General features: G+C 74.5%; 25 protein-coding genes. 13 read left to right on the top strand and 12 right to left on the bottom strand.

What is annotated here, in order from left to right; translation table 11 throughout:
• Positions 1 to 104: 104 nt before the first annotated feature.
• Both macS and KBX43_RS05900 read left to right on the top strand, forming a co-directional pair.
• Positions 105 to 1,226 carry a MacS family sensor histidine kinase gene (gene macS / locus KBX43_RS05905; RefSeq protein WP_210883609.1) on the top strand — a complete coding sequence of 374 codons (1,122 nt, stop codon included), beginning with the start codon at positions 105 to 107 and terminating at the stop codon, positions 1,224 to 1,226.
• Between the two features lie 11 nt (positions 1,227 to 1,237).
• The gene (locus tag KBX43_RS05900; protein ID WP_176722742.1) at positions 1,238 to 1,870 is read left to right on the top strand and encodes a response regulator transcription factor; all 633 of its coding nucleotides are present in this window, start codon (positions 1,238 to 1,240) and stop codon (positions 1,868 to 1,870) included.
• Here KBX43_RS05900 and KBX43_RS05895 read toward each other — a convergent pair whose 3' ends face one another.
• The 3 genes from KBX43_RS05895 to KBX43_RS05885 all read right to left on the bottom strand — a co-directional run bounded on the left by KBX43_RS05895 (position 1,871) and on the right by KBX43_RS05885 (position 4,250).
• Positions 1,871 to 2,443, bottom strand: coding sequence for a DUF5709 domain-containing protein (locus KBX43_RS05895; RefSeq protein WP_043328485.1), 573 nt, complete (start codon positions 2,441 to 2,443; stop codon positions 1,871 to 1,873).
• A gap of 80 nt (positions 2,444 to 2,523) precedes the next feature.
• Entirely contained in the window at positions 2,524 to 3,195 is a 672-nt protein-coding gene (locus KBX43_RS05890) for an ATP-binding protein (protein ID WP_051611585.1), read from the bottom strand.
• Between the two features lie 56 nt (positions 3,196 to 3,251).
• Positions 3,252 to 4,250 (bottom strand): SDR family oxidoreductase, encoded by a 999-nt coding sequence (locus tag KBX43_RS05885; protein ID WP_210883608.1) that lies wholly within the window; start codon positions 4,248 to 4,250, stop codon positions 3,252 to 3,254.
• A gap of 194 nt (positions 4,251 to 4,444) precedes the next feature.
• On the opposite strand from KBX43_RS05885, the gene KBX43_RS05880 reads away from it, so the two are divergent.
• Complete coding sequence (locus KBX43_RS05880) at positions 4,445 to 5,713, top strand: glycosyltransferase (protein ID WP_064447891.1); 1,269 nt, start codon at positions 4,445 to 4,447, stop codon at positions 5,711 to 5,713.
• On the opposite strand, the gene KBX43_RS05875 is transcribed toward KBX43_RS05880, so the two are convergent.
• From KBX43_RS05875 to aroA, 5 genes are all read right to left on the bottom strand, one after another.
• A complete protein-coding gene (locus KBX43_RS05875) occupies positions 5,596 to 6,561 on the bottom strand; it encodes a hypothetical protein (protein WP_176722743.1) in 966 nt (321 codons plus the stop codon). The genes KBX43_RS05880 and KBX43_RS05875 overlap by 118 nt on opposite strands.
• A gap of 60 nt (positions 6,562 to 6,621) precedes the next feature.
• Positions 6,622 to 7,440 carry a histidinol-phosphatase gene (gene hisN, locus KBX43_RS05870; RefSeq protein ID WP_064447890.1) on the bottom strand — a complete coding sequence of 273 codons (819 nt, stop codon included), beginning with the start codon at positions 7,438 to 7,440 and terminating at the stop codon, positions 6,622 to 6,624.
• Between the two features lie 68 nt (positions 7,441 to 7,508).
• Positions 7,509 to 8,201, bottom strand: coding sequence for a DUF6348 family protein (locus tag KBX43_RS05865; protein WP_166457200.1), 693 nt, complete (start codon positions 8,199 to 8,201; stop codon positions 7,509 to 7,511).
• A gap of 55 nt (positions 8,202 to 8,256) precedes the next feature.
• Positions 8,257 to 9,150 (bottom strand): ribosome small subunit-dependent GTPase A, encoded by an 894-nt coding sequence (gene rsgA, locus KBX43_RS05860; protein ID WP_205798140.1) that lies wholly within the window; start codon positions 9,148 to 9,150, stop codon positions 8,257 to 8,259.
• Between the two features lie 204 nt (positions 9,151 to 9,354).
• Entirely contained in the window at positions 9,355 to 10,656 is a 1,302-nt protein-coding gene (aroA, locus tag KBX43_RS05855) for a 3-phosphoshikimate 1-carboxyvinyltransferase (RefSeq protein ID WP_064447938.1), read from the bottom strand.
• Positions 10,657 to 10,758: 102 nt separating this feature from the next.
• Here aroA and KBX43_RS05850 point away from each other — a divergent pair, with 102 nt between their 5' ends.
• The 5 genes from KBX43_RS05850 (at position 10,759) to rsrA (ending at position 14,105) form a co-directional block, all read left to right on the top strand.
• Positions 10,759 to 11,466, top strand: a complete 708-nt coding sequence (locus KBX43_RS05850; RefSeq protein ID WP_104114250.1) for an SOS response-associated peptidase — start codon at positions 10,759 to 10,761, stop codon at positions 11,464 to 11,466.
• A gap of 212 nt (positions 11,467 to 11,678) precedes the next feature.
• Positions 11,679 to 12,071: a WhiB family transcriptional regulator gene (locus tag KBX43_RS05845; RefSeq protein WP_030503699.1), complete on the top strand. Its 393-nt coding sequence runs from the start codon at positions 11,679 to 11,681 to the stop codon at positions 12,069 to 12,071.
• Between the two features lie 97 nt (positions 12,072 to 12,168).
• Positions 12,169 to 12,780, top strand: a complete 612-nt coding sequence (locus tag KBX43_RS05840) for an alpha/beta family hydrolase (protein WP_069087350.1) — start codon at positions 12,169 to 12,171, stop codon at positions 12,778 to 12,780.
• Positions 12,781 to 13,008: 228 nt separating this feature from the next.
• Positions 13,009 to 13,815 carry a sigma-70 family RNA polymerase sigma factor gene (locus KBX43_RS05835; protein WP_043328498.1) on the top strand — a complete coding sequence of 269 codons (807 nt, stop codon included), beginning with the start codon at positions 13,009 to 13,011 and terminating at the stop codon, positions 13,813 to 13,815.
• 2 nt (positions 13,816 to 13,817) lie between these two features.
• A complete protein-coding gene (rsrA, locus tag KBX43_RS05830) occupies positions 13,818 to 14,105 on the top strand; it encodes a mycothiol system anti-sigma-R factor (protein ID WP_043330951.1) in 288 nt (95 codons plus the stop codon).
• Between the two features lie 83 nt (positions 14,106 to 14,188).
• Here the strand turns inward: rsrA and KBX43_RS32210 are convergent, their stop codons facing one another.
• A complete protein-coding gene (locus KBX43_RS32210) occupies positions 14,189 to 14,263 on the bottom strand; it encodes a 50S ribosomal protein bL37 (RefSeq protein ID WP_369752275.1) in 75 nt (24 codons plus the stop codon).
• A 238-nt stretch (positions 14,264 to 14,501) separates the two neighbouring features.
• Between KBX43_RS32210 and KBX43_RS05825 the strand changes: the two genes are divergently transcribed.
• Positions 14,502 to 14,717 (top strand): biotin/lipoyl-binding carrier protein, encoded by a 216-nt coding sequence (locus tag KBX43_RS05825; protein WP_043328500.1) that lies wholly within the window; start codon positions 14,502 to 14,504, stop codon positions 14,715 to 14,717.
• A complete protein-coding gene (locus tag KBX43_RS05820; protein ID WP_064447885.1) occupies positions 14,714 to 15,226 on the top strand; it encodes a GNAT family N-acetyltransferase in 513 nt (170 codons plus the stop codon). Before KBX43_RS05825 ends, KBX43_RS05820 begins: the two co-directional genes overlap by 4 nt.
• A gap of 6 nt (positions 15,227 to 15,232) precedes the next feature.
• On the opposite strand, the gene KBX43_RS05815 is transcribed toward KBX43_RS05820, so the two are convergent.
• Positions 15,233 to 15,808: a TetR/AcrR family transcriptional regulator gene (locus KBX43_RS05815; RefSeq protein ID WP_064447884.1), complete on the bottom strand. Its 576-nt coding sequence runs from the start codon at positions 15,806 to 15,808 to the stop codon at positions 15,233 to 15,235.
• A 119-nt stretch (positions 15,809 to 15,927) separates the two neighbouring features.
• On the opposite strand from KBX43_RS05815, the gene KBX43_RS05810 reads away from it, so the two are divergent.
• Positions 15,928 to 17,520, top strand: coding sequence for an MDR family MFS transporter (locus KBX43_RS05810; protein ID WP_064447883.1), 1,593 nt, complete (start codon positions 15,928 to 15,930; stop codon positions 17,518 to 17,520).
• Positions 17,521 to 17,744: 224 nt separating this feature from the next.
• Here KBX43_RS05810 and KBX43_RS05805 read toward each other — a convergent pair whose 3' ends face one another.
• Positions 17,745 to 19,343 carry a tetratricopeptide repeat protein gene (locus tag KBX43_RS05805; RefSeq protein WP_043328508.1) on the bottom strand — a complete coding sequence of 533 codons (1,599 nt, stop codon included), beginning with the start codon at positions 19,341 to 19,343 and terminating at the stop codon, positions 17,745 to 17,747.
• A 184-nt stretch (positions 19,344 to 19,527) separates the two neighbouring features.
• On the opposite strand from KBX43_RS05805, the gene KBX43_RS05800 reads away from it, so the two are divergent.
• Together KBX43_RS05800 and KBX43_RS05795 are read left to right on the top strand one after the other, a co-directional pair.
• The gene (locus KBX43_RS05800) at positions 19,528 to 20,556 is read left to right on the top strand and encodes an SIS domain-containing protein (RefSeq protein ID WP_069087353.1); all 1,029 of its coding nucleotides are present in this window, start codon (positions 19,528 to 19,530) and stop codon (positions 20,554 to 20,556) included.
• Positions 20,557 to 20,581: 25 nt separating this feature from the next.
• The gene (locus tag KBX43_RS05795) at positions 20,582 to 22,171 is read left to right on the top strand and encodes a PAS domain-containing sensor histidine kinase (protein WP_064447882.1); all 1,590 of its coding nucleotides are present in this window, start codon (positions 20,582 to 20,584) and stop codon (positions 22,169 to 22,171) included.
• On the opposite strand, the gene KBX43_RS05790 is transcribed toward KBX43_RS05795, so the two are convergent.
• Positions 22,146 to 24,119 (bottom strand): glycosyltransferase family 39 protein, encoded by a 1,974-nt coding sequence (locus tag KBX43_RS05790; RefSeq protein ID WP_374225982.1) that lies wholly within the window; start codon positions 24,117 to 24,119, stop codon positions 22,146 to 22,148. The genes KBX43_RS05795 and KBX43_RS05790 overlap by 26 nt on opposite strands.
• Positions 24,120 to 24,163 lie beyond the last annotated feature (44 nt).

Genomic DNA, 24,163 nt, shown 5'->3' with positions numbered 1-24,163 from the left:
GACGATGGCTCTCGACGACTTTCGCGGCATTTCAACCGTACGTCAGGGTTTCTCAGGCCGCACCGGCCGGGGTCCCCTCGACCGGCTGTGACAGGGTGACGCACATGCCGTCGTCCTCCGGCCTCGAGGGCCCGTTCTGGCGCTCCATCGCGGTGTTCCGGTTCGCCGCGCTCGCGTACGTCGGGCTGGTCGTGCTGCGCGACGCGGACCGCTACGCGCACCCGGTCGCCGCGGGCGGCGTCCTGCTGGCGATGCTGGCCTGGAGCGGCGTGACGGCGGCCGGCTACGGCCGCCCGGCCGGGCGGCGCTGGCCGCTGCTGCTGGCCGACCTCGGCGTGGTGCTGGCGATCATCCTGGTCACGCCCTGGGTGGTCGGGCGCGCGGCGCTCGCCGCCGGCGTGCCGATGCTGACCGCCGCCTGGCTGGCCGGGCCGGTGCTCGCCTGGGCGGTCTCCGGCGGGCGGCGGCGCGGCGCGGTGGCCGCGCTGGTGCTCGGCGGCGCCGACCTCGCCACCCGGGACCGGATCAGCCCGTCCGCGCTGACCGGGGCGATCCTGATGTTGCTCGCCGGTGTGGTGGTCGGGCACGTGGCGCGGCTGGCGGTGCAGGCGGAGGAGCGGTTGCAGCGGGCGGTGGAACTGGAGGCGGCGACCCGGGAACGGGAGCGGCTGGCCCGCGACATCCACGACTCCGTGCTCCAGGTGCTCGCGCTGGTCCGGCGGCGCGGCGCGGACCTGGACGGCGAGGCGGCCGAGCTGGCCCGGCTGGCCGGCGAGCAGGAGGCCGCGCTGCGGGCGCTCATCGGCCGGGCGGGCGCGCCGCCGGACCCGGCCGGGGCCGAGCAGGACCTGCGCGACCTGATCGACAGGTACGCCTCGGCCACCGTCGTGGTGTCCGCGCCCGCCACCCCGGTGCCGCTGCCCGCGCGGACCGCCGGTGAGCTGGGCGCGGCGGTCGGCGCGGCGCTGGACAACGTGGCCCGGCACGCCGGTGGCCGGGCCTGGGTGCTGATCGAGGACGAGGAGGAGACGGTGACCGTCTCGGTACGCGACGGGGGGCCGGGCATCCCGGACGGGCGGCTGGCGGAAGCCGCCGCGCAGGGGCGGCTCGGGGTGGCGCAGTCCATCCGGGGCCGGGTGGCCGACCTGGGCGGCGAGGTGCGGATCGCGTCCGCGCCGGGTGCCGGCACCGAGATCGAGCTGATCGTGCCGAGGAGCCGCGGGTGAGCATCCGGGTGATGGTGGTCGACGACCACCCGATGTGGCGCGAGGGCGTGGCCCGCGACCTCACCGAGGCGGGTCACCAGGTGGTGGCGACCAGCGGCGAGGGGCGGCAGGCGGTACGGGTGGCCGCGGCGGCCCGCCCCGACCTGGTCGTGCTCGACCTCCAGCTGCCGGACATCTCCGGCGTCGAGGTGATCCGGGGGCTGCGCGCGGCGTTGCCCGAGGTGCGGGTGCTGATGCTCTCGGCCAGCGGCGAGCCGCAGGGCGTGCTGGACGCGGTCAAGGCCGGCGCCACTGGCTACCTGGTCAAGTCGGCCGCCCCGGCGGAGTTCCTGGACGCGGTGCGCCGTACGGCGGCCGGCGAGCCGGTGTTCACGCCGGGCCTGGCCGGGCTGGTGCTGGGGGAGTACCGGCGGCTGGCCGCGGCGCCGCCCGCCCCGGACGACGACGCACCCCGGCTCACCGAGCGGGAGACCGAGGTGCTGCGCCTGGTCGCCAAGGGGCTGTCCTACAAGCAGATCGCCGACCGGCTGGGCCTGTCCCACCGGACCGTGCAGAACCACGTGCAGAACACCCTGGGCAAGCTCCAGTTGCACAACCGGGTCGAGCTGACCCGGTACGCCATCGAGCGGGGCCTGGACGGCTAGCTAGCGGGCGTCCGGAGGGCGGGTCTCGTGCACCGCCAGCTCCTCCGCGCTGGCCCCGCCACCGGCCGCGCCCGCGTCGTAGGCGACGTTGTCGGTCTCCTGGTCGGTGTGCGCGCCCTCGTCCGGCTCGACCAGCCGGCCCACCTGGTGGTCGGCGACGGTGCCGAGCTGACCGTGGTCGTACACGGAGACGGGGGAGTCCGGGTCGGATACCGGGCCCGGGTCGATCACGTCGGCGTCGAGCTGGGCCTGCGCGGCGGCCTCCTCGCTGTCCGCCTCGGCGGCGATGTCCGGGTCGACCGGGCCGGCCAGCGGGTCGTCGGCGGGACGCTCGTACTGCTCGCGCTGGAGCTTGTAGTCCAGCGACTCGCCGTCGAGCTGCTCCTCCGCCGTGGTGCCGAACTCGTCCACCGCGACCGGCGTGCGGTCGCCGGGGAGCTGGGCCGGCTCGGGGCCGTCCGCCTCGCGCCCGGTCAGCACGTCGTCGTTGGCGGTGGAGTCGTCGTCGGCGGTGTCGGGCAGGCCCGCCGCCTCGGGATCGGACACGGGGGTGGGGTACTCGTCGTCGCGCATGCTCCGGAACTACCCACTGCGCTCCCCGCCCTAACCGCAACCGGCCGGGTGGATCGGGAGCAACAGGGCGAAAGGGCACCTCAGTTGCGGACCGCCGCCTCGTCCTCGACGTACAGCACGCACCACACCACCTTGCCGTCGGGCAGCGGAGTGCTGCCCCAGCGCCGGGCCACCGTGTCGATGAGCAGCAGCCCGCGCCCGCCCAGCGCGTCCGCCGCCGCCGGACCCGCGTACGCGGGCTGCCCGGCCGAGTGGTCGCGGACGGCCACGTGCAGCGCGTTGCCGCGCGGCGCCAGCCGGAGCGTCATCGGGGTCAGCGCGTGCGCCACCACGTTGTTGACCATCTCGGTGACCGCGATGCAGGCCGGTTCGACCAGCTCCGGCAGGCCCCACCGGAGGCACCCGGCGGAGACCAGCGACCGTGCCTCGCGCGCGGCCTCGACCACCGGGGGCAGTTCGACGCCGAGCGGGTCCGGCGGCGGGTCCGGCGGCGTGGCGTCCGGGTCGAGCAGCATCTCGCTGGCCGGCCAGTCGGACACCGCCCGGCAGACCTCGTCCAGCGCGTCGCGGGCCAGCGGGTCGGCGATACGCACCCCGGACAGGTCCACGAGCAGCAGGCCGGGGCGCTGCCACAGCCGGGCCAGCAGCGCGTCCCGCACGGCCTCCACCTCGGCCCGGTCGAGCACGCCGGTCAGCCGGACTCTCGCGGAGGAATCGTCGGTCTCCACCAGGCAACGCGCATCCGTCGGCATGATCGCCCCATTGTGCACCTCGGCCGCCGCCCGCGCACCGGTCCGGTCGGCGGGACTCACGGCCGGCCCGTCCGGGACCGGCGGCTGATCGCCGCCGCCGTGCCGACAGCGGTGCCGGCCGCCAGACCGACGGCCGCGGTGAGCCGCAGCAACTGACCCCGCCGCCCGGACCAGCCGTCGGTCCGCTCCGCCGCCGCGCCGGGGGTGAAGACGGCGCCGGTGGAGTCGGCGCGTACGCCGGGCCCGAACTGGGTGCGCGCGGTGTACCAGCCCATCACCCGCTCGGCCAGCGCCGGGGCGAGCCGCCACTGGAGCCCGATCAGCCGGGCCGCGCCGCCCGCGTACGCCTCCCGCCGGGGCCGGCGCAGCAGTTTCACGATCGTCTCGGCGACCATCTCCGGCGGGTACACCGGCGGTGGCGGGGTCAGTTCCCGGCCGGTGTGGTTGGCCGCGTGCCGGAAGAACGGCGTGTCGATGGTGGCCGGCAGCACCGTGCAGATCGAGATGTTGCCCCGCCCGGTCACCCGCAGCTCCTGCCGGACCGTGTCGGCCAGGCCGCGGATCGCGTGCTTCGTGGCGTTGTACGCCGACTGGTACGGCATCGCCACCTCGGCCAGCACCGAGGCGTTGTTGACCAGCACCCCGCCACCGGCGGCGGTCAGCCAGGGCAGCGCCGCGCGTGTCCCGTACACGGCCCCCAGCAGGTTCACGTCCACCACCCGGCGGAACTCGGCCACCGGGATCTCGTCGAACAGTCCCACGGTGCCGACCGCGGCGTTGTTGACCCAGGCGTCGATCCGGCCGAACTCGGCCACCGCCCGCGCCGCGAGCTGCTCCACCGCCTCCGGGTCGGTCACGTCGGTGGGCACCACCAGGGCCCGCCCGCCCAGTTCCCGGCAGCTCGCCGCCACCCGGCGCAGCGCCGGCCCGGTCCGGGCGGCGAGCACCACGTCGGCGCCCCGCTGGGCCAGCGCGTACGCGGTCGCCGCGCCGATCCCGCTGGAGGCGCCGGTGATGACGACCGTGGCGTCGGAGAGGCTGCGGGTTAGCGGCATTCTCCGGCGGTACCCCCGGGCCGCCCGGTCATGCCGACCGATTTCGACGGTGATCGGGTTCGGTCGGCCGTCCCGCTCGCGGGACAGCGGTGGCCCGGTGACCCCGATCTGCCAGGTTTGGGCGCGCCGGACCTGGGTTAATGGGACGCTCTGACCGGAGACCCCGCTACGCGAGAAACGCATGGAGGTGCACCATGCGCGTCGGCCTTGTATGCGCGCACGCCGGCTCGTCCACCGACGGTCCCACCGTCGGGACGCAGGAGCACATTGCGCGCGTGGCGGCGGAACTCGCCGCCCGGGGCCACGACGTCCGCGTGTACGAGCGCCGTGCCGCCGCCGCCCAGCCCGCCCTGACCGAACTCGACGGCTACCGGGTGGAACGTGTGCCGGTCGGCCCGCCCGACGTGCTCTCCACCGCCGAGCTGGTGCCCTTCGTCGCCGAGTACGGCCGCTGGCTGGCCGGGCAGTGGGCCGGTGACTGGACCCCCGACGTGGTGCACGGCCACTACTGGGTCGGCGGGCTGGCCGCCGCCCACGCGGTACGCGCCACGGACATCCCGGTGGTGCAGACGTTCCACTCGCTCGGCGTCGAGCAGCTGCGGCACCTCGGGCCCCGGTACGGCGGCCCGGGCGAGCGCATCCCGCTGGAACGGGCGCTGACCCGGGCGGTGGACGTGGCGGTGGCCCAGTGCAACGACGAGGTGGACGAGCTGACCCGGATGGGCCTGCAGCGCACGTCGGTGGCGATGGTGCCGACCGGGGTGGACACCGGCCAGTTCCATCCGGACGGCGAGGCGGCGCCCCGCGACCAGCGGGCCCGGATCCTCTCCGTCGGCGGGCTCGCCCCCGGACACGGGCAGGACGACCTGATCCGGGCGATGCGGCTGGTCGGCGACGCGGAGCTGGTGATCGCCGGTGGCCCGCCGGCCGAGCGGCTGGACGGGCACGCCGAGGCGCGCCGGCTGCGGGAGCTGGCCGAGCGGGCCGGCGTGGCGGAGCAGGTGAAGCTGGTCGGCGCGGTGCCGCACGACCAGATGGCGACCTGGTACCGCTCCGCCGACGTGGTGGCCTGCACGCCGCACTACGCGTCGGCCGGGCGGGTGTCGCTGGAGGCGATGGCCTGCGGCGTGCCGGTGGTCGGTTACGCCATGGGCGGCATCGCCGACGCGGTGGTGGACGAGGTGACCGGCAAGCTGGTGCCGCCCGGTGACGTACGCACGCTCGGGGTCACGCTGCGCCGGCTGCTGTCGGACAACGCCGGGCGGTTCGCGTACGGGCACGCCGCGGTGGACCGGGTCCGGTGCAGCTACACGTGGGAACGTACCGCCGCCGCGCTGGAACGTCTCTACGAGCGGGTGATCGGGCGTCGCCGCCCGGCCACGCCGATCGAGCCGACGCCGGTCGAGGTGACGCCGCCGGTCGAGGTGGCCGTCTCGGAACGGGGACCGGTCGAGGCGGCCTGAACCGGCACCATCCCGGCGCCCACTATCGCCTTCTGGCGGGCGCTGGCGTGGTGGTGCTGCGGTTCGGCGTACCGGGTCAGGCCGACCACCGCCGCGAGCGTGACCAGGAAGCCCAGACCGGCCAGCCACTCCCGGCCGGGCCAGATCTTGTCGTTGAGCAGCAGCAGGCCGACGATCGCCGCGGGCACCGCCCCGGCGGCGTCCATCGCGGCCACCGCCGCCGTGGTCGACCCGCGCTGCATGGCCAGGCCGAGCAGCAGCTGGCCGATGACCGAGTGCACGATCAGCAGGTAGAGCAGCGGGTCGCGGACGAACGCCTCCACCGATCCGGCCGAGGCGAGCGGGCGCGCCGCCACCGCGGCGGCGGAGAACGCCATCCCGGCCAGCGAGCCGAGCACCACCGACCCGAGCGCGCCGTGCAGCCGGGCGGCGAAGAACCCGGACCCGGCGATCGCGAACACCGCCACCGCCAGGCCGACCAGCCCGGCGGTGCCGAGCTGCCGCGACGGCGCCGGCTGGGCCGACAGCACCAGCGCGGTGATGCCGGCGAACAGCAGCACCAGCAGCACCACCTCGGCGGCCGGCAACCGCCACTTGAGCACCAGCACGCCGAGTACGGCGGTCACCCCGAGCCCGGCCGCCACGCTCGCCTGCACCAGGAACAGCGGCAGGTCGCGGCGGGCCAGGAACGCCAGCACGAAGCCGACCACCTGGCAGGTCAGGCCGATCAGGTACGTCCGGTGCCCGGCCAGGCGCAGCAGCAGTCCCGGGTCGAACGTGTGGTGCACGGTTGTCCGCGCCGCGGCGACCGACTGGAGAAGGTTGGCGAAGCCGTACGCGACGATCATCGCTGCCAGGAAGCACCAACCGGAGGAAACCACCTGGCGAGGATAGAGGCTCTTCCCGGTTCAGCGCTCGGCTGGACGGCCGAGCCGGGCCAGGATGTCGTCGTGCAGCGCGCCGTTGCTGGCCACGGCGCTGATGTCGGCGGAGTCCGCGCCCGCCGGGGCCGGCCGGCCGGCCAGATCCGTGATCACGCCACCCGCCTCGGTGACGATCGGCACCAGCGCGGCGATGTCCCACAGCGACAGCTCCGGCTCCACCATCACGTCCAGCGCGCCCTCGGCCAGCAGCATGTAACCGTAGAAGTCGCCGTACGCGCGGCTGCGCCAGGTGTCCCGCATGAGCTGGAGGATCGCGTCCAGCCGGCCGGCCTGCTCCCACCCGGTCAGCGACGAGTAGCAGATGCTCGCGTCGCCGAGCGCGGTGACGCCGGAGACCCGGATCGGCGTGCCGTCCGCCGGTCCGGCGCCGGCGAACGCGCCCGCGCCGAGCGCGCCCCACCAGCGGCGGCCCAGCGCCGGGGCGGAGACCAGGCCGAGCACCGGCCGGTCGTGCTCCAGCAGCGCGATCAGGGTGGCCCAGACCGGTACGCCCCGGACGAAGTTCTTCGTGCCGTCGATCGGGTCGATCACCCAGCGCCGCCCGTCCGGACCGGCCGGCGGCTGCTCGCCGTACTCCTCGCCGAGCAGGCCGTCGCCGGGACGGTGGGTGGCCAGCAGCGCTCGGATCTCCCGCTCCACGGCGGTGTCCGCGTCGGAGACCGGGGTCAGGTCCGGCTTCGACTCGACGCGCAGGTCCAGCGCGCGGAACCGGGCCGAGGAGACCGCGTCCGCGGCGTCGGCGAGCAGGTGGGCGAGGGCGAGATCGTCGGCGTACCCGGTCATGACGGACACGCTAGTGGCGTGACCACGACCGTCGGTCGTCGGGGCGTCACCCGAGCGCTGTCACCGCCTCAGTCGGGGCCGACCAGGAGGACGAAGGTGCGTGCCAGGCCGAAACGGTCGGTGCGCGGCCAGTCCAGAGCGGCGAGCGCGGCGGCGGACGGCTCGTGCCGCCGGCCGTTGATCCGCACCTCGCACTCGGTGACGTCGCCACCCTGGCCGACCAGCATGCGAACGCCGTTGAGATGTGGACGGTCCAGCCCGGCCGCGATCACCGGCGCCAGGGTCGACCACGGCATCGCCTCGGCGAACCACTCCTGCTTGTGCTGCGATCCGTCGGCGGACCATCCGGTCACGCCGCCGACGATCGCATGCCAGCCGGCGAACCCGCCCTTGTCGCCCGACCTGAAGTGGCTCGCCAGTCGCCCTCGCTGCTCGATCATCTCCAGGACCGTCACCAGGCAGGTCTCGATCCACGCCCCGATCGCCTGACGGGCCGCCTCGACCGGGTCGGCCGCCAGGCCGAGCGTGCAGTCGACGATCGTCGGCACGTCCGGCCGGTCCGCGTTCAGCAGGAGTTCCAGGTCCAGGTGGCGGTAGTCGTCGCTGTCCGGTGGAAGGACCCGGACGCCCAGCGATCCCGACCGCAGCATCGGCCCGTCGGTCATCCGCCACTCGCCACCCACCTCGGTGAGCATCGGCGCGGCCAGCTCCAGCACCCGCTCGGCGGGCAGAGGCCGTGGGGTCGGCCGGGGATCGATCATGGTGGGTCAGCGTACCGGCGAGGCCCGGCGCCGTGGGCCCGGCCGGCGACGCCGGTCAGGACCCGGCGAGCGGATCGCCGGGGTTGCGCTCCGGCTCGCGCGGGTCGCCCTCGCCGCTGCGGGAGGCCAGCAACCGCCGGTACGAGGCGAGCCGGCGCGCGTCCGCCTTCCCGGCGGCCACCCAGGCGTCCAGCGCGCAGTCCGCCTCGTCGGCGGTGTGCGGGCAGTTGGCCGGGCAGTCCACCGTCGCCTCGACGAGGTCCGGGAAGCCGTGCAGCAGGCTCTCGGCGGACACGTGGGCCAGCCCGAAGCTGCGCACCCCCGGGGTGTCGACGATCCAGCCGGTGTCGCCGTCGGCGCCGGGCTCGGCGGGCAGCCGCAACGCCACCGCGCTGGTCGAGGTGTGCCGGCCCCGGCCGATCGCGCTGACCGTGCCCACCGCGCGTTCGGCGTCCGGGACCAGGCGGTTGACCAGCGTCGACTTGCCCACGCCGGAGTGACCCACCATCACCGACACCCGGCCGGCGAGCAGCGCCCGCAGCGCGGCCAGGTCGGAGTCCGGGCGGATCAGCACGTACGGCAGCTCCAGCTCGGTGTAGTAGCCGAGCACCGCCTCCGGGCCACCCAGGTCGGCCTTGGTGAGGCAGAGCAGCGGCTCGATGTCGGCGTCGTACGCGGCCACCAGGCAGCGGTCGATGAACCCGGTACGCGGCGGCGGGTCGGCGAGCGCGCTGACGATCACCAACTGGTCGGCGTTCGCCACCACCACCCGTTCCAGCCGCCCCTCGGCGGTGGTCTCGTCGTCGTCCGCGGTACGCCGCAGCACCGAGGTCCGTTCGGCGATGCGCACGATCCGGGCCAGCGCGCCCGGCGCGCCGGAGGTGTCCCCGACCAGACCCACCCGGTCACCCACCACCACCGACTTGCGTCCCAGCTCGCGGGCGCGCATGGCGGTGACGAGCGGGGCATCCGGCCCGGCCCCGGGCAGCACGCAGGTGTAGCGGCCCCGGTCGACGGCGATGACGAACCCGTCGACGGCGTCGGCGTGCCGGGGGCGGGTGCGCGTACGCGGCCGCGACGACCGGCCCGGTCGGACCCGGACGTCGTCCTCGTCGTACTCGCGCCGCTTCGTCGCCAGGACGTCCCCCCGCTGTCAGTTCTTGCCGGTCACCATCCCCGACCATAGTGCCGGGAACTCCGGCATGGTCTTGGAGGTGCACGCCACGTCGTCGACCTCGATGCCGGGGACGGCCAGCCCGGCCACCGCCGCCGCGTGCGCCATCCGGTGGTCGGCGTACGTGCGGAACGTCCCGCCGCGCAGCGGGCGGGGCCGGATGTCCAGCCCGTCGGGGGTCTCGGTGATGTCCGCGCCGAGCGCGGTGAACTCCTTGGCGAGTGCGGTGACCCGGTCGGTCTCGTGGCCCCGGATGTGGCCGATGCCGGTGAGCCGGGACGGGCCGTCGGCCAGCAGCGTGAGCGCGGTCAGCACCGGGGTCAGCTCGCCGACGTCGGAGAGGTCGGCGTCCAGCCCGCGTACCGTGCCGGTGCCCCGCACGGTCAGGCCGTCGGTGCCGAGCGTCACCTCGCCGCCCATCCGGTGCAGCAGCTCCCGCAGCCGCTCGACCGGCTGGAGGCTGCTGCGCGGCCAGTCCTGCAACGTCACCTCGCCGCCGGTGACCAGCGCGGCGGCGAAGAACGGCGCGGCCCCGGAGAGGTCGGGTTCGATCTCCCAGCCCCGCCCGGACAGCGGGCCCGGCTCGACGGCCCAGACGTCCGGCGTGGTGTCGTCCACCGCGGCGCCGGCGGCGCGCAGCATCTGCACCGTCATCCGCAGGTGCGGCGCGGACGGGACCGGGGGACCCTGGTGCCGGACCACCACGCCCCGGTCGAACCGGGGCGCGGCCAGCAGCAGCCCGGAGACGAGCTGGCTGGACGCGGAGGCGTCGATGACCACGTCGCCGCCGGTCACCTGCCCGGCGCCGAGCACGACGAGCGGCAGGCTGCCCGTCGGCGGGGCGTCGATGCGGACGCCGAGCGCCCGCAGCGCGCCGATCAGCGGGCCGAGCGGGCGGGTGCGGGCGTGCGGGTCGCCGTCGAACGTGACCCGGCCGGCGGCCAGCCCCGCCACCGGCGGCAGGAAGCGCATCACCGTGCCGGCCAGGCCGACGTCGACGTGCGCCGGCCCGGCGAGCGGATGCGGGCGGACCAGCCAGCGGTCGTCGTCGGAGATGGACATGTGCGCGCCCAGCTCGCGCAGGCCGCCGGCCATCAGCTCGGTGTCCCGGGCGCGCAGCGGCCGGGCCAGTGTCGACGGCCCGCTGGCCAGCGCGCCGAGCACCAGGGCCCGGGCGGTCATCGACTTGGAGCCGGGCAGCCGCAGTGTCGCGGCGACCGGGTCGCTGGCGGTCGGCGCGGTCCACGGTTGCGGCTGACGGGTAGCGATCGGATTCCCCACGGTCACATTCTGCCAAGTTCCCGGCCCGGTGGAACCGTCCGTGGCCGCTGCTCCCGTTGGGCGGGACAGCCGAAACGTCCGGATGGGGCTAGCGTGGGCGCCATGTGCGGGAGGTACGCCACGACCCGGAGCGCCGGTGACCTGAGCGCGCTGTTCTCCTCGGCTGACGAGACCGGCGGGGTGGCGCCGGACTTCAACGTCGCCCCGACCGATCCGGTGCCGCTGGTCCGGCTCGCTCCGGAGGGGCACCGGCTGCTCTCCCTGGGCCGCTGGGGGCTGTTGCCGGGGTGGTCCCGCAGCGCCGCCGGCGCCGCCCGCATGATCAACGCGCGGGCCGAGACGGTCGCGACCAGCCGGGCGTACGCGCCGTCGTTCGCCCGGCGCCGGTGCCTGGTGCCGGCCGACGGGTGGTACGAGTGGGTCCGGCTCGCCGGTGGCGGGCGGCAGCCCTACTTCATGACGCCCCGGGACGGCTCGGTGCTCGCCTTCGCCGGCATCTGGTCGGTGTGGGAGTCGGCCGGGGTGGCCCGGCTCACGTTCAGCGTGCTCACCACCGCTGCGGTCGGCGAGCTGGCCGAGGTGCACGACCGGATGCCGCTGCTGCTGGCGCCGGATCGCTGGGCGGATTGGCTCGGCCCCGCCGACGACCCGGCCGGGTTGCTCGCGCCGCCCGACGCCGGCCTGCTCGCCGGGCTGGAGATCCGCCCGGTCTCCCGGGCGGTCGGCGACGTCCGCAACGACGGTCCCGAGCTGATCGCGCGGGTGTCTCCGGAGGGCGTGGAGGCGGTCTCCGGGCCGACCCTGTTCTGATCACGCTCCGCCACATCGACGCGCCCTGTTTGCCGGGGTTGCGCCGGAAAAGTCGCCCGGACGTTCAGTCAGTTTCATTGAAGACTCTTGTCCTTACGTATGCGAATGCGATAGAACACAGCGCCGGTGATGGGCGTTGGTTCGCACGGGGCGACGACACCCATCGATCTTGCTGAAAGATCTCTGCCGGTCCCACGGGGGAGGTGGGTGTATTGACACGGGCACGCATGCCCCGCCCGCACGAGGTCGCCGCGGCACGGCGCGACCCACGACTGCTGCGGGCTCTGCACGAACGACGCCAGGACGAGGCGTGGCGCACCAGAGGCACCTGTCAGAACGTCGATCCGGAGACGTTCTTCCCGGCGCCGAACGAGCCGGCCGACGCGGCGGTGGCGCTCTGCCGCACGTGCGACGTCCAGGGCTCCTGCCTGGCCTGGGCGCTGGAGGTGGGCGACTGCCACGGCGTCTGGGGCGGCACCACGCCGCGCGAGCGCCGAGCCATGCTCGTGGCCTGGCGCAGCGAGGTCCAGCCCGATCCGGACGCGATCGACGACGCCGGCCCGCCGGTGCGTGACCGCCTGCTCACCCTGGTGCCGCTGAGCTGATCCCTCGTCGCCCCGTGGCCCGTCCGCGGGCCACGGGCGACGACCGGTTCGGCCCGTCCCGGCGCCGCCGGCCGACCGGCACGCGCAGAATGGGCCGGTGCGGCACGACGACGAGATCGACACACCCCGGGGACGGGCGCGGTTCCGCTTCCACCCGCCCGCAGACGGCGCGACAGTGCTGGTGCTGGGCCACGGGGCAGGCGGCGACGTGGACGCGCCGGACCTCACGGCGGTCCGGGACGCGGTGCGCGACGCCGGGGCCGGGGTGGCCCTGGTGACCCAGCCGTACCGGGTCGCCGGGCGGCGCGCGCCCGCTCCCGCCGGGCACCTCGACGAGGCGTGGACGGCGGTGCTGGCCGAGCTTCGCCGGCGCGCCCCGCAGGTGCGCGACTGGGTGGTCGGCGGCCGGTCCAGCGGCGCCCGGGTGGCCTGCCGCACCGCCGCCGCCGTCGGGGCGGCCGGAGTCGTCGCGCTGGCGTTCCCGCTGCACCCGCCGGGCCGGCCGGAACGCTCCCGGGCCGCGGAACTGCTCACCGGGCTGCCCACGCTCGTGGTCAACGGCGACCGGGACCCGTTCGGCGTGCCCGAACCCGGCCCGGGGATCGAGGTGGTGGTCCGGCCGGGACAGCGGCACGACCTGCGGGGCGACCCGGCCGGCACGGCCGCCGTGGTCCGGGACTGGCTGCGCGTACACGGATGGTTGTCCTGAGCGGCGGCGCGCGCCGTGACCGTCGCCCGCGGCGGGTCGTTGCACCGGTTGGTGCCGGCCGCCCGGTTCGGGTGCGCCGGGGCCACCCTCCCAGGCCCTTCCTGGTCCCAGCGGCGGTCGCGGCCGCCGCCGGGGCCAGGATCGGGTGGGACCGGTGGAATGCCGCACCCCGTACCTCGCGTTACCTCCCTGTGGACGACGACAGTGCCAGCGCGAGGGGGGTGACCGGTGCCGATACAGACACGGAGCCGGGAACGGGACGAACGGGACGAGCGGCAGCTCAGGCGGCTGCTCGACGCGCCGGAGTGGCCCGCGGCGTCGGTCGTGAGCACCGGCACAGACTCCGGAAGTGAATCTGCCGGAAAGTGGGTACGCGTATCCTCAGCGGGAAAGCATCCGACGCGAGGGGATGTGCGGTTGACCACCGAGAAGACGGACGAGCGCAGGGCCCGCTTCGAGCGGGACGCTATGCCCTTCGTCGACCAGCTCTACGCCGCCGGTCTGCGGATGACCCGCAACCCGGCCGACGCGGAGGACCTGGTTCAGGAGACGTACCTGAAGGCGTACGCCGCCTTCCACCAGTTCGAGCAGGGCACGAACCTGAAGGCCTGGCTCTACCGGATCCTGACCAACACCTACATCAACACCTACCGTAAGCGGCAGCGGCAGCCCATTCAGGCGCCGACCGAGGAGATCACCGACTGGCAGCTCGCCGAGGCCGAGTCGCACACCTCCAGCGGCCTGCGCTCGGCCGAGACGGAGGCGCTCGACCGGCTCCCGGACAGCGACGTCAAGGAGGCCCTCCAGCAGTTGCCGGAGGAGTTCCGCCTGGCCGTCTACCTGACCGACGTCGAGGGCTTCTCCTACAAGGAGGTCGCCGACATCATGGGCACGCCGATCGGCACCGTGATGTCCCGTCTGCACCGTGGCCGACGTAATCTGCGGAAGCTGCTCGAGCAGTACGCGGCGGAGCGCGGTTTCAGCGCCGCCTCGTCGAAGAAGGGTTCGACCGCCGCCGCCAGCCGGGAGGTGTGACCGTGAGCTGTGGACAACCGCACGAGACGGACTGCCGCGAGGTGCTCGCCGAGGTCTACCTCTACCTGGACCTGGAGTGCGGCGAGGAGCGCCGGCTGCTGATCCGGCACCACCTGGACGAGTGCGGGCCGTGCCTGCGCGAGTACGGCATCGAGCAGGAGGTCAAGGCGCTCGTGGCCCGGTGCTGCGGCAACGACTCGGCGCCGGAGAAGCTGCGTGAGCGGCTGCGTCTGCGGCTGACCGAGCTGGTGGTCTTCGAGACCACCGAGTCCCGCGAACTGGCCGACTGAACAAGCGACGGAACGGCCCGGGTCCGAATGATCGGACCCGGGCCGTCACGCGTTTCCGGCAGGTGCCGCGCTGCTCCCGATGATCAGGAGTTGGGGCGCTTGCCGTGGTTGGCGCTGCTCTTCTTCCGGGCCTTCTTCTTGCGGGCCTTCTTCGCCATGCTCTGCCTCCTTGTGCTGGTCACGGTTCCGTCCGCGGCTGGCCGCGGCGGAGGTCGCGGTGTGGCTCCCCGGCTCGCCGGTGGCCGACCCGCACGATGCTAGTGCCGACGCAGCCCGCCGGAGCGCGGTGGGGCGCATCGCGTGCCCGGTGGTGCGCGGGCCGGCGTGACCGGCGTCATGATTGGATACCGTTCGCAGGACTGTCGGGGAGTCGTCGGGGAGAGGGAGGGCCGGAAGATGGCCGAGGAGATCCGCGCCGAGATGGTGGCGAACGTCTGGAAGGTCGTGGTGTCGGCCGGCGACACCGTGTCCGAGGGCGACACGCTCGTCATCCTGGAGTCGATGAAGATGGAGATCCCGGTGGTCGCCGAGTCCGACGGCGTGGTGCAGCGCCTCGCCGTCAACGAGGGAGACGTGGTGCAGGACGGCGACCTGATCGCGGAGATCGGTTGACCGCCTTGCTGGTGCGCCGCGCTGAGCCGGCGGACTTCCCGGCCGTGGCGCGGCTGACTGTGGCCGCGTACGAGGCGGACGGCCAGCTCAAGGACGAGAGCGGGTACGCGCCGGTGCTCGCCGACGTGGCCACCCGCGCCCAGACCGGCGAGGTGCTGGTGGCCGTCGACGACACCACCGGCCAGGTGCTCGGCGCGGTGACGTTCGTGCTGCCCGGCACCCCGTACGCCGAACTCGCCGGCCCGGGCGAGGCGGAGTTCCGGATGCTCGCGGTGGATCCGGCCGCGCAGGGCCGGGGCGCCGGCGCCGCGCTCGCGGCCGCGTGCGTGACGCGCGCGACGGAGCTGGGCTGCACGGCGGTGGTGATCTGCGTACGCGCCGGGATGGCGGCGAACGCGCACCGCCTCTACGAGCGGCTCGGGTTCGTCCGGCTGCCGGAGAAGGACTGGTCGCCGCTGCCCGGCATCGACCTGCTCGGTCTGCGACTGGACCTGACCGCGGCGGGCTGAACCGGCTCAGCCCTGGCCGGTCTCGCCGATCTTGGCGAGCAGCTCGTCGGCCACCTCGAGCGCGATCCGCTTCCGCTCGTCGTCGGTGATGCCGGGCGCGCGGACCGCGAACCAGCTGGTGTGCACCGCGAACAGCGTCAGCGTGGCGCGCAGCTGGGCGGCCGGCGAGTCGTCACCCCGGCACAGCTCGTGGGCCAGCCGCATCATCCGGTCCCGCATCTGCTGGCCGGCGACCAGGCTCTTGAGCACCGTCTGGTTCTGCTCGAAGAAGCGCATCACCTGGGGCAGGTCGCCGGCGAACATGCTGTCGGCGTACCGCCCGAGCAGGGCGCGCCGGGTCGCCAGGGTGGGTGGCTGGTCGGCGGCCCAGGCGATCAGCTCGTCCATCCGGCGCAGCCGGTCGTCGACGAAGCTGGTGACGATCTCGTCCTTGCTCTTGAAGTGGTAGTAGAGCGCCGCCTTCGTGACGCCGAGCCGCTCGGCGATCTCCCGCAGTGACGTCTTCTCGTAGCCCTGCTCGGTGAAGAGTTCCAAGGCGACGGCCTGGATGCGCTGCCGTGTGCCTCCTGTGGTCTCCCTCACCAGCCGACTTCCTTCCAATCCGCTTGACGTCCGACCGTCATCAGCTTACCGTCCGGCTAGTAAGCAAACTAGCCGGGCGGCAAGTAAGTTGATCACATGATCTGCGGGGGAGCCTACCGATGAGTCAACAAGCCCCGGTCGTCGCGAGACCGAACATCCGCGTCGTCCTGTTCGGCCTGATGATCGCGATGATGCTCGCGATGCTCGACAACATGATCGTCAGCACCGCGCTGCCGCGGATCGTCTTCGAGTTCGGGGGCGCCGACCACTTCACCTGGGTGGTCACCGCGTACGTGCTGGGCACGACGGTCTCCACGCCGATCTGGGGCAAACTCGGCGACCTCTACGGACGTAAGGCCGTCTTCCTCACCGCCGTCGTCGTGTTCCTGGTCGGCTCGGCGCTGTGCGGCATGTCCGGCTCCGGCGTCTTCGGCGGCGCCGACAGCGGCATGATCGAGCTGATCGCGTTCCGCGCCGTGCAGGGCCTCGGCGCCGGTGGCCTGATGGTCGGCGTCATGGCGATCATCGGTGACCTGGTGCCGCCCCGCGAGCGGGGCCGCTACCAGGGCATGATCGCCGGCATCATGGCCATCGCCATGGTCGCGGGGCCGCTGGTCGGCGGCTTCATCACCGACAACCTCTCCTGGCGCTGGGCGTTCTACGTCAACCTGCCGCTGGGCGGCGTGGCGCTGCTGGTCCTGGCCACCACCATGCACCTGCCGAAGTACCGTACCGAGCACAAGATCGACTGGCTGGGCGCGGCGCTGCTGTCCGTGGGCATCACCGCGATCGTGCTGGTCACCACCTGGGGCGGCAACCAGTACGACTGGGCCTCGCCGCAGATCCTCGGCCTCGCCGTGCTGGCGGTGGCCGCGCTCGGCGTGTTCGCTCTCGTCGAGCGGCGCGCGCCCGAACCGATCCTGCCGCTGAGCCTGTTCGCCAACCGCAACTTCGCGCTGATCTCGGTGATCGGGTTCCTGCTCGGCTTCGCCATGTTCGGCGCGATGAACTTCCTGCCGCTCTACCAGCAGACCGTCCAGGGCGCCTCGGCCACCAACAGCGGCCTGCTGCTGCTCCCGCTCATGTTCGGCATGCTCGTGGTCTCGCTCGTGGTCGGCCGGACGATCACCAAGACCGGCCGCTACCGGGCCTTCCCGATCGTCGGCGGCGTCGTGATGGCCGCCGGGATGGGCCTGCTCAGCCTGCTCGACGTGGACACCAGCAAGGCGCAGTCCTCGCTCTACATGGTCGTGCTCGGCGTCGGCATGGGCTTCCTGATGCAGACCTCGATGCTGATCGCGCAGAACAGCGTCGAGCAGAAGGACCTCGGCGCCGCCAGCGGCGCCGCCACGTTCTTCCGGTCCATCGGCGGCTCGTTCGGCGTCTCCCTCTTCGGCGCGATCTTCGCCAACCGTCTCGCCGACTCGGCGGCCGGCCCCGCGTTCGCCGGCTCGGGTGGCGGTGAGGGCGGCGCGATGAACCTGGAAGCCCTCAAGAAGCTCACCGGCCCGATGCGCGAGGCGGTGCTCGGCGGTCTCGCCGACGCCATCTCGCACGTCTTCTTCTGGGCGGTCCTCTTCACCGTGGCCGTGCCGGTGCTCGCCTGGTTCATCAAGGAGGTGCCGCTGCGCGCGACGAACGACGTGCGGCCGGCCGGCCCCACGCCGGAGGACGAGGCCGAGGCCGCGCTCGGCAAGGCCCCCGTCGCCTGACTCACCCGCCGCGGCCCCGCGCCCCCACCCCGGGGGTACGCGGGGCCGCCGCGTCTCCACCCCAGCGAGGCACCCGGTGCCTTCCGCCCGCTGCCCGCCACATCGGGGGAGTGGTGGGGTCGGAGGGGAGTTGATCGCGCCACCTCGGCGAAGTGGCGGCGCTCGGCTGGGTGGTGGGGGCCGGGGAGCCGGCCGGAAATGGGGCCCCGGAACGGTCCCGGCGCTCAGCCTCTGCGGAACAGGGCGGTGAGGCGTCGCCAGAGGCGGCGCAGCGGGCCTCCGCCGGCGCCGGCGATGAGCGAGTCGGCGGTGGCGCGGGCGGCCGGGTCGAGGGCCGGGGTCGCCCGCGCCAGATAGGCGAGCGACACCGCCACCGGGGTACGCCGGGCGGCGCCGGATGCCACCTCGGTGAGCCGCCCGGCCACCACGGCGGCCACGTCGGCGCGGGTGGCCGGGTCCACCCAGGCGGCGGTGACCAGGGCGAACAGCGCCGCCTCGGCGGCCGGCCCGGGATCGGTGGCCAGTTCGTGCAGCACCCGCCGCCGGGTCGACGACTCCCACGGCTCGTCGGTGCGGTGGTGCAGCAGGCCGAGGCAGGCCCAGACCTGCGCGCAGCGTCTCCACAGTGCCGGGTCCTGCCCGCCGAGCACGCGGCCCAGCGCGGTGGCGGGTGCCTCCGGCGGGTGCGCCAGCAGCGCGAGCAGGTCGGCGAGGTCCAGTGTGGCCAGCCCGACGGCGGCGTCGTACGCGGCCGGGGGGTGCGCCCACGCCGGGTGCGCCAGGTGCTGGAGGCGGCGTACCGCGGCTGCCGAGGGGGCGGGCCCGTCGGGGGACGGGAAATCGTCGTCTGCCGGTGTGACCTGACCCAGCCAGGGCCGCCCCCGGCAGCATTCGGCGAGGTCGCCGTGCTCGTGCGTGTCGTCCGGATGTTCCCGGACGAAATCGGCGAGCGCCACCAGGTGGTCCACGTCGCCGTCGCGCAGGTAGCGCAGCCGGTGCGCGGTGTGCACGGCACAGTCGAAGGTGGGGTCCTTCGCCAGCGCCCGGTCGATCCAGCCCAGCGCCGCGTCGAGCCGGCCGTTGTCGGCGAGCGTGCCGGCGATGTCCGCGTAGACGGCGAGGTCGTCGGGGTCGAGCGCGACAGCCCGTTCCAGCGCCGCCAGCGCCTCGCCGGTGCGGCCGGCGCTGCGGTACGCGTACCCGAGCCACACCTCGCCGAGTTTGGTGGGCTGTGCGCGTACCCCCCGGGTGGCCCAGGTGACGGCGAGGGTGACCTCGCCGAGGCGCCGGGCCAGCGCGGACGCCGCGCCCAGCAGCAGCGGGTGGGCCGGATGCACGGTGATCGCATTGCGGGCCAGCGTGAGGTACGGCGCCAGCGGCTCGCGCAGCCGGCGCGGCGCGGGGTCGGGCGCCGCCGCGCAGACCTGCATGAGGATCCGGGCGGTGCGTTCGGGGTCGAGGCGTTCCGGCAGGTCGGTGGCGGTCACCCAGGGTACGGCGGCCCACGGCGCGGCGGGCGCGTAGCCGGTGGCGGCGGCCAGCAGGTCGAGCCCTTCGGCGGGCCGGCCGGCGGCGGCGAGCAGGTGCGCGCGGGCCACCACGGCGCCGACGAACGCCTGCTGACCGAGCGGGAAGAGGTCCAGGTCGCCGCCGCTGGCCGCGTCCAGCCGGGCGAGCGCTTCGTGCGCCTCGGGCAGCGTGGGGGAGCGGACCAGCGCGGCGGCGATGTGGTCGGCGGCGTGCCGCAGGTCGCCCTCGCCCAGCGCCAGCCGGGCCAGCGCGAGTTCCTCCTCCGCCGAGAGCGCGGCGTCGTCCTCGGGCACGTCGTCCTTCCGCCGGTCGGGGTCGGTCAGCCGGGCAAGCCTAGGGGATCTTCCGTCAATTAGTGATCCACTGCGCACTCCTGCTCGTTGCGTTGATTGAGGCTGCTGAAACGTGCAAGACTGAGCATCGAACGCGCGAGAAACGCGCAGAAGGAGGTCTGGAGTGACGCGAGCAGGGGCCGGTATGGCCGCCGACATCGACGAGCAGCCGGCCGGTTACGAGCGTCTGCTCTCCGCCGAGCACGCCGCGGCGATCGCCGAGGTCGCGGCCGTCGTCGCGCAGCGGCGCCCCCGGCACGTGGTGTTCACCGCGCGGGGCACCTCCGACCACGCCGCGCTCTACGCGGCCTACCTGACCGAGATCCGCCTCGGACTGCCCGCCGGGCTGGCCTCGCCCAGCGCGATCACCGTCTTCGGCGCCCGGCCCGACCTCTCCGACGCGCTCGTCGTCGGCGTCAGCCAGAGCGGCGGATCGCCCGACCTCGCCGAAGTGCTGCGGGTCGCCCGCGCCTCCGGCGCGCTCACCCTGGCCGTCACCAACAACCCCGGCTCGCCGCTGGTCGAGACCGCCGAGCTGAGCGTGGACATCGCCGCCGGCCACGAGCGGGCGGTCGCCGCCACCAAGACCTACACCGCCGAACTGCTCGCGCTGCTCATGCTGATCGAGGGGGTACGCGCCGGCGACGGCGTGCTGCCCGCCGAGGAGCGCGCCGCGCTGAGCCGGCTGCCCGAGCTGGCCGCGCAGACGCTCGCCGACGACACCCCGGCCCGGCTCGCGCCGCGCTACCGGTTCGCCGCCCAGCTCGTCACCACCGGCCGGGGGTACGCGTACCCGACCGCGCGCGAGGCGGCGCTGAAGCTGATGGAGACCTCGTACCTGCCGGCGCTCGCCTTCTCCGGCGCCGACCTGCTGCACGGCCCGCTCGCCATGACCGACCCGGACGTACCGGTGCTCGCCGTGGTCGGCTCCGGCCCCGGCGGCACGTCGATGCGTGAGGTGCTGCCCCGTCTCGGTGAGCGCCGCGCCGACGTGGTGGTGGTCGGCTCCGCCGAGGTCGGCGAGACCCGGATGGCGGTGCCCGAGGTCGACGAGCGGTACGCGCCGCTGCTCGACATCCTGCCGCTGCAACGGCTCGCGCTGGCCCTGGCGCTGGCCCGGGGCGAGGACCCGGACGCGCCGCGCGGCTTGAAGAAGGTCACGGCGACGATGTGAGGCCCGGCGTGGCACGCTGTGTGGCGTGTCCACCCTCCGTGACCTCGCCGAGGAGCACACCGCGCTCCGCCCGGCCGACATCGACCACCTGCACCGGATCGCCGGCGACTGGCAGCTGCTGTCCGACCTGTCCTTCGCCGACCTGCTGCTCTGGGTGCCGGTGGACGGCGACGGCACGTTCCTCTGCGTGGCCCAGGTCCGTCCCACCACCGCCCCGACCGCCTACCTGGACGACCAGGTCGGGCGGATCGTCGGCGGGGCCGAGGTGGCCCACCTGGAGGTGGCCTACCGGCAGGGACGGATCTGGCGCGAGGGCGACCCGGTCTGGTACGGCGACGTCCCGGCCCGCCACGAGGCGATCCCGGTCCGGCTGCGTACCGGCGACGGTGAAGCCGGCGAGGTGATCGCCGTGGTGGGCCGGGACACCAACCTGTCCACCGCGCGCACCCCCAGCCAGCTGGAACTGAACTACCTCACCACCGCCGACGACCTGGCCCAGATGATCGCCGACGGCACGTTCCCGCCGCCCCGGCACCCCGGCGAGACCACCTCGGCGCCCCGGGTCGGCGACGGCCTGGTGCGGCTCGACGCCAACGGCAAGGTCACCTACGCCAGCCCGAACGCCCAGTCCGCGTACCGCCGCCTCGGCTACGCCTCCCACCTCGTCGGCGAGGACCTGGCCAAGCTGCACCGCCGGCTCGCCGGCGACCCCCTCGAAGGCACCGACGCGGGCAACGCCGTGCTCGCCGCGCTGCGCGGCGAGGCGCCGCCCCGGCGGGAGATCGACGCCCGCGGCGCCACCATGCTCACCCGGGCGCTGCCGCTGATGCCCGCCGGAGTGCCGATCGGCGCGCTGGTGCTGGTCCGCGACATCACCGAGGTACGCCGCCGCGACCGCGCCCTGATCACCAAGGACGCCACCATCCGGGAGATCCACCACCGGGTGAAGAACAACCTCCAGACCGTCGCCGCGCTGCTGCGCCTGCAGGCCCGGCGGGTCTCCATGCCCGAGGCCCGGGTCGCGCTGGAGGAATCGGTACGCCGGGTCGCCTCGATCGCGCTGGTGCACGAGACGCTCTCCATGTCCAGCGACGAGGCGGTCGAGTTCGACGGCATCGTGGACCGGGTGGCCAGCGCCGCCACCGAGGTCGCCGCCACCGAGGTGAGTGTCGGCATGCGCCGCCGCGGCACGTTCGGCGTCCTGCCCGCCGAGATCGCCACCTCGCTGGTGATGGTGCTCAACGAGCTGCTGCTCAACGCCGTCGAGCACGGTTTCCCGTCGGCCGAGGAGGAGGCGGCCGCTCCTCCTGTGGACGTGCCCCGGCCGGAGGCGGGGGTTTCCGCGCCCCGGCCCGAGGTTGTGGTCTCCGCGCACCGGGCGCGCAAGCAACTGCACGTCACGGTGACCGACAACGGCCGGGGGCTGCCCGAGCAGTTCGACGCCGAGCGCGGCGGCAACCTGGGCCTGCAGATCGTCCGGGCGCTGGTCACCGGCGAGCTGCGCGGCACCATCGAGCTGCGTAACGGCGCCGACGGCGGCACCGAGGCGGCCATCGTCGTACCGCTGGCCCGCGGCACCACCGACCGCCTCACCGGACGAGCAGGGCCACTGTGATCCCCGGACGCGGCCACACCTGCCGCACCGTGTAGCCCGCGCGCAACGCGTCGCCCTTCGCACCCGGCACCGCCGCCAACGGGTCCGCGCGCCGGCCGGTGACCACCAGCCACACCCGGTCCACCCCGGCCAGGCACCGCGCCGGGTCGTCGCACTCCACGGCCCAGAGGCTCGCGTCCTGACGCTGGTCGCGGACCACCAGCACGTCGCGTGGCAGCCTCGACCCCAGGTGGTACGCCATGCCGAGATCCGGGAACAGCCAGCCGTCCCGGGGCGAGTAGACGATCGCGTCGCCCGGCCGCCGCCCGGCGCGGATGATCCCGGCCGCGCCCGCGTAGTCGACGGGTGCGCTGCGCGGCCACTCGTGGGTGCGGCGCAGCGCCGCCTGATCGGGCAACCCGAGCAGCCCGGCCAGGACCACCACCGCGATTCCCGCCGCGACCCGTCCGCGCGGCGACGTCGGCCCTTGCTCTGCTTCCGTGGGCGCGGCAGTGCGGCCGGCTGCGGCGGGTGTCGCCGTGCGCGCTGGTCCAGCGGGCGTTGCTTCAGCGGGCGCTGGTTCAGCGGGTGTTGCTTCAGCGGGCGCTGGTTCAGCGGGCGCTGGTTCAGCGGGCGTTGCTGTTGCCGGCGTTCGGGCCGGTGCGGGAGTGACCCGCGCGGCAGCCAGCGCGGCGCCGGCCAGTACGCAGGCGAACGGCACGGTGAAGACCAGGTAGCGGGTCACCCAGAGCGGCACCATCGTTCCGGCGGCGAACATCAGCAGCACCGGCAGCAGCACGGCGGCGGCCGGCAGCAGCGCCCGGCGACCCAGCCGGGCCACGCCGAGCGCCGCGAGCGCGAGCACGAAACCGCCGACGACGCCGCTCTGCGCCAGCGCACCCGGTAGCGCCGCCAGGTCGGGCAGGCGCGCCGGGTCGACCCAGTCGAGCTGTCGACCGCGCTGCCCCCGGGCGACGAGCGCCAGTGGGGTGACGAGCACGACGGCCGGCACCAGCGCCAGCAGCCACCCGGCCAGCGCCTCCCGAGCCTCGCCGGTCACGTTCTGCGGTTCCGCTTCCGGCGCGTCCGTGCCATGCTCCCTGCTCCCGGGATGCGGTGACACCCGTGGCGTTCCACCGGCGTTCGATCTCGTGGCTGGGTGGAACGCCGTGGGTGTCTGCGGGGCGTCGTGACACCCGTGGTGTTCCACTCGCGTTCGATCTCGTGGCTGGGTGGAACGCCACAGGTGTCTGCGGCGTGGCCGGCTCGCGTCGGGCATCTGGGCTCGGGACTGGCCGGGCGGATCGACGACCCCCGCAGGGCCATGTGCGGCGGTCAGCAGCACCACCACGGCGTGCGCGGCGAGCAGGGTGAGCGCGACCAGGTGGAGCAGGCCGAGCGCGGCGACCGCAGCGGCGTACCCGGCCCAGCGTCGCCAGGTCGGCCGGCGCAGCGCCTCGACCAGCAGCAGCGTGGCCAGCACGGCGAGCAGCGTGGCTAGGGCGTACGGGCGGGCCTCCTGCCCGTACCGCGAGGTGACCGGCAGGACCGCGAACAGCAGTCCGGCCAGCAGCCCGGCGCGACGGCCGACCAGCACCGCGCCGAGGCGGGCGGTGAGCGCGGCGGCCACGGCCATGGCGAGCGCGGAGGGCAGTCGCAGCGCCGTCGGCGACGTGCCGGCAATCGCCGTCCAGCCGTGCATGAGCAGGTAGTACGGCCCGGTGGCGGCGTCGATGGTGCGGGTCATCCGGGCCAGGTCGGATAGCGGGCGGGTGGCCGCGCTCCAGGTGGCCAGCTCGTCCCGCCACGGCTGGGCGTGCCCGATCCCGGCCAGCGTCACCACGAGCGTGAGCAGCCCCGGCGTCACCCACACCGCCCAGCCGGGAAGGGCGCGAACAGACGCGGGCCCGAACCTCCTCACCCCCGCAGCGTCACACGCCCGCTCCCGCTCACCCCCCAGCTCCCCCATTTCCCCCCCACCCCGCCCCCCCCACCCGGGCCGGCCCCGGCCCC

The sequence above is a fragment of the Micromonospora sp. C41 genome, from assembly GCF_018070485.1.
Lineage (GTDB): Bacteria > Actinomycetota > Actinomycetes > Mycobacteriales > Micromonosporaceae > Micromonospora > Micromonospora chalcea.
Note: the sequence above shows the minus strand (reverse complement) of the source record. Positions and strands in the feature narration are given on the sequence as shown.

Coding starts and splice junctions, on each gene's coding strand:
- KBX43_RS05810 (WP_064447883.1), top strand. CDS start 15,928: ATGAGTCAACAAGCCCCGGTCGTCGCGAGACCGAACATCCGCGTCGTC.
- KBX43_RS05890 (WP_051611585.1), bottom strand. CDS start 3,195: ATGCCGACGGATGCGCGTTGCCTGGTGGAGACCGACGATTCCTCCGCG.
- KBX43_RS05875 (WP_176722743.1), bottom strand. CDS start 6,561: ATGATCGTCGCGTACGGCTTCGCCAACCTTCTCCAGTCGGTCGCCGCG.
- KBX43_RS05900 (WP_176722742.1), top strand. CDS start 1,238: ATGGTGGTCGACGACCACCCGATGTGGCGCGAGGGCGTGGCCCGCGAC.
- KBX43_RS05880 (WP_064447891.1), top strand. CDS start 4,445: ATGCGCGTCGGCCTTGTATGCGCGCACGCCGGCTCGTCCACCGACGGT.
- KBX43_RS05850 (WP_104114250.1), top strand. CDS start 10,759: ATGTGCGGGAGGTACGCCACGACCCGGAGCGCCGGTGACCTGAGCGCG.
- KBX43_RS05895 (WP_043328485.1), bottom strand. CDS start 2,443: ATGCGCGACGACGAGTACCCCACCCCCGTGTCCGATCCCGAGGCGGCG.
- KBX43_RS05885 (WP_210883608.1), bottom strand. CDS start 4,250: ATGCCGCTAACCCGCAGCCTCTCCGACGCCACGGTCGTCATCACCGGC.
- KBX43_RS05865 (WP_166457200.1), bottom strand. CDS start 8,201: ATGATCGATCCCCGGCCGACCCCACGGCCTCTGCCCGCCGAGCGGGTG.
- KBX43_RS05790 (WP_374225982.1), bottom strand. CDS start 24,119: ATGGGGGAGCTGGGGGGTGAGCGGGAGCGGGCGTGTGACGCTGCGGGG.
- hisN (WP_064447890.1), bottom strand. CDS start 7,440: ATGACCGGGTACGCCGACGATCTCGCCCTCGCCCACCTGCTCGCCGAC.
- macS (WP_210883609.1), top strand. CDS start 105: ATGCCGTCGTCCTCCGGCCTCGAGGGCCCGTTCTGGCGCTCCATCGCG.
- KBX43_RS05825 (WP_043328500.1), top strand. CDS start 14,502: ATGGCCGAGGAGATCCGCGCCGAGATGGTGGCGAACGTCTGGAAGGTC.
- KBX43_RS05800 (WP_069087353.1), top strand. CDS start 19,528: ATGGCCGCCGACATCGACGAGCAGCCGGCCGGTTACGAGCGTCTGCTC.
- rsgA (WP_205798140.1), bottom strand. CDS start 9,150: ATGCGCGCCCGCGAGCTGGGACGCAAGTCGGTGGTGGTGGGTGACCGG.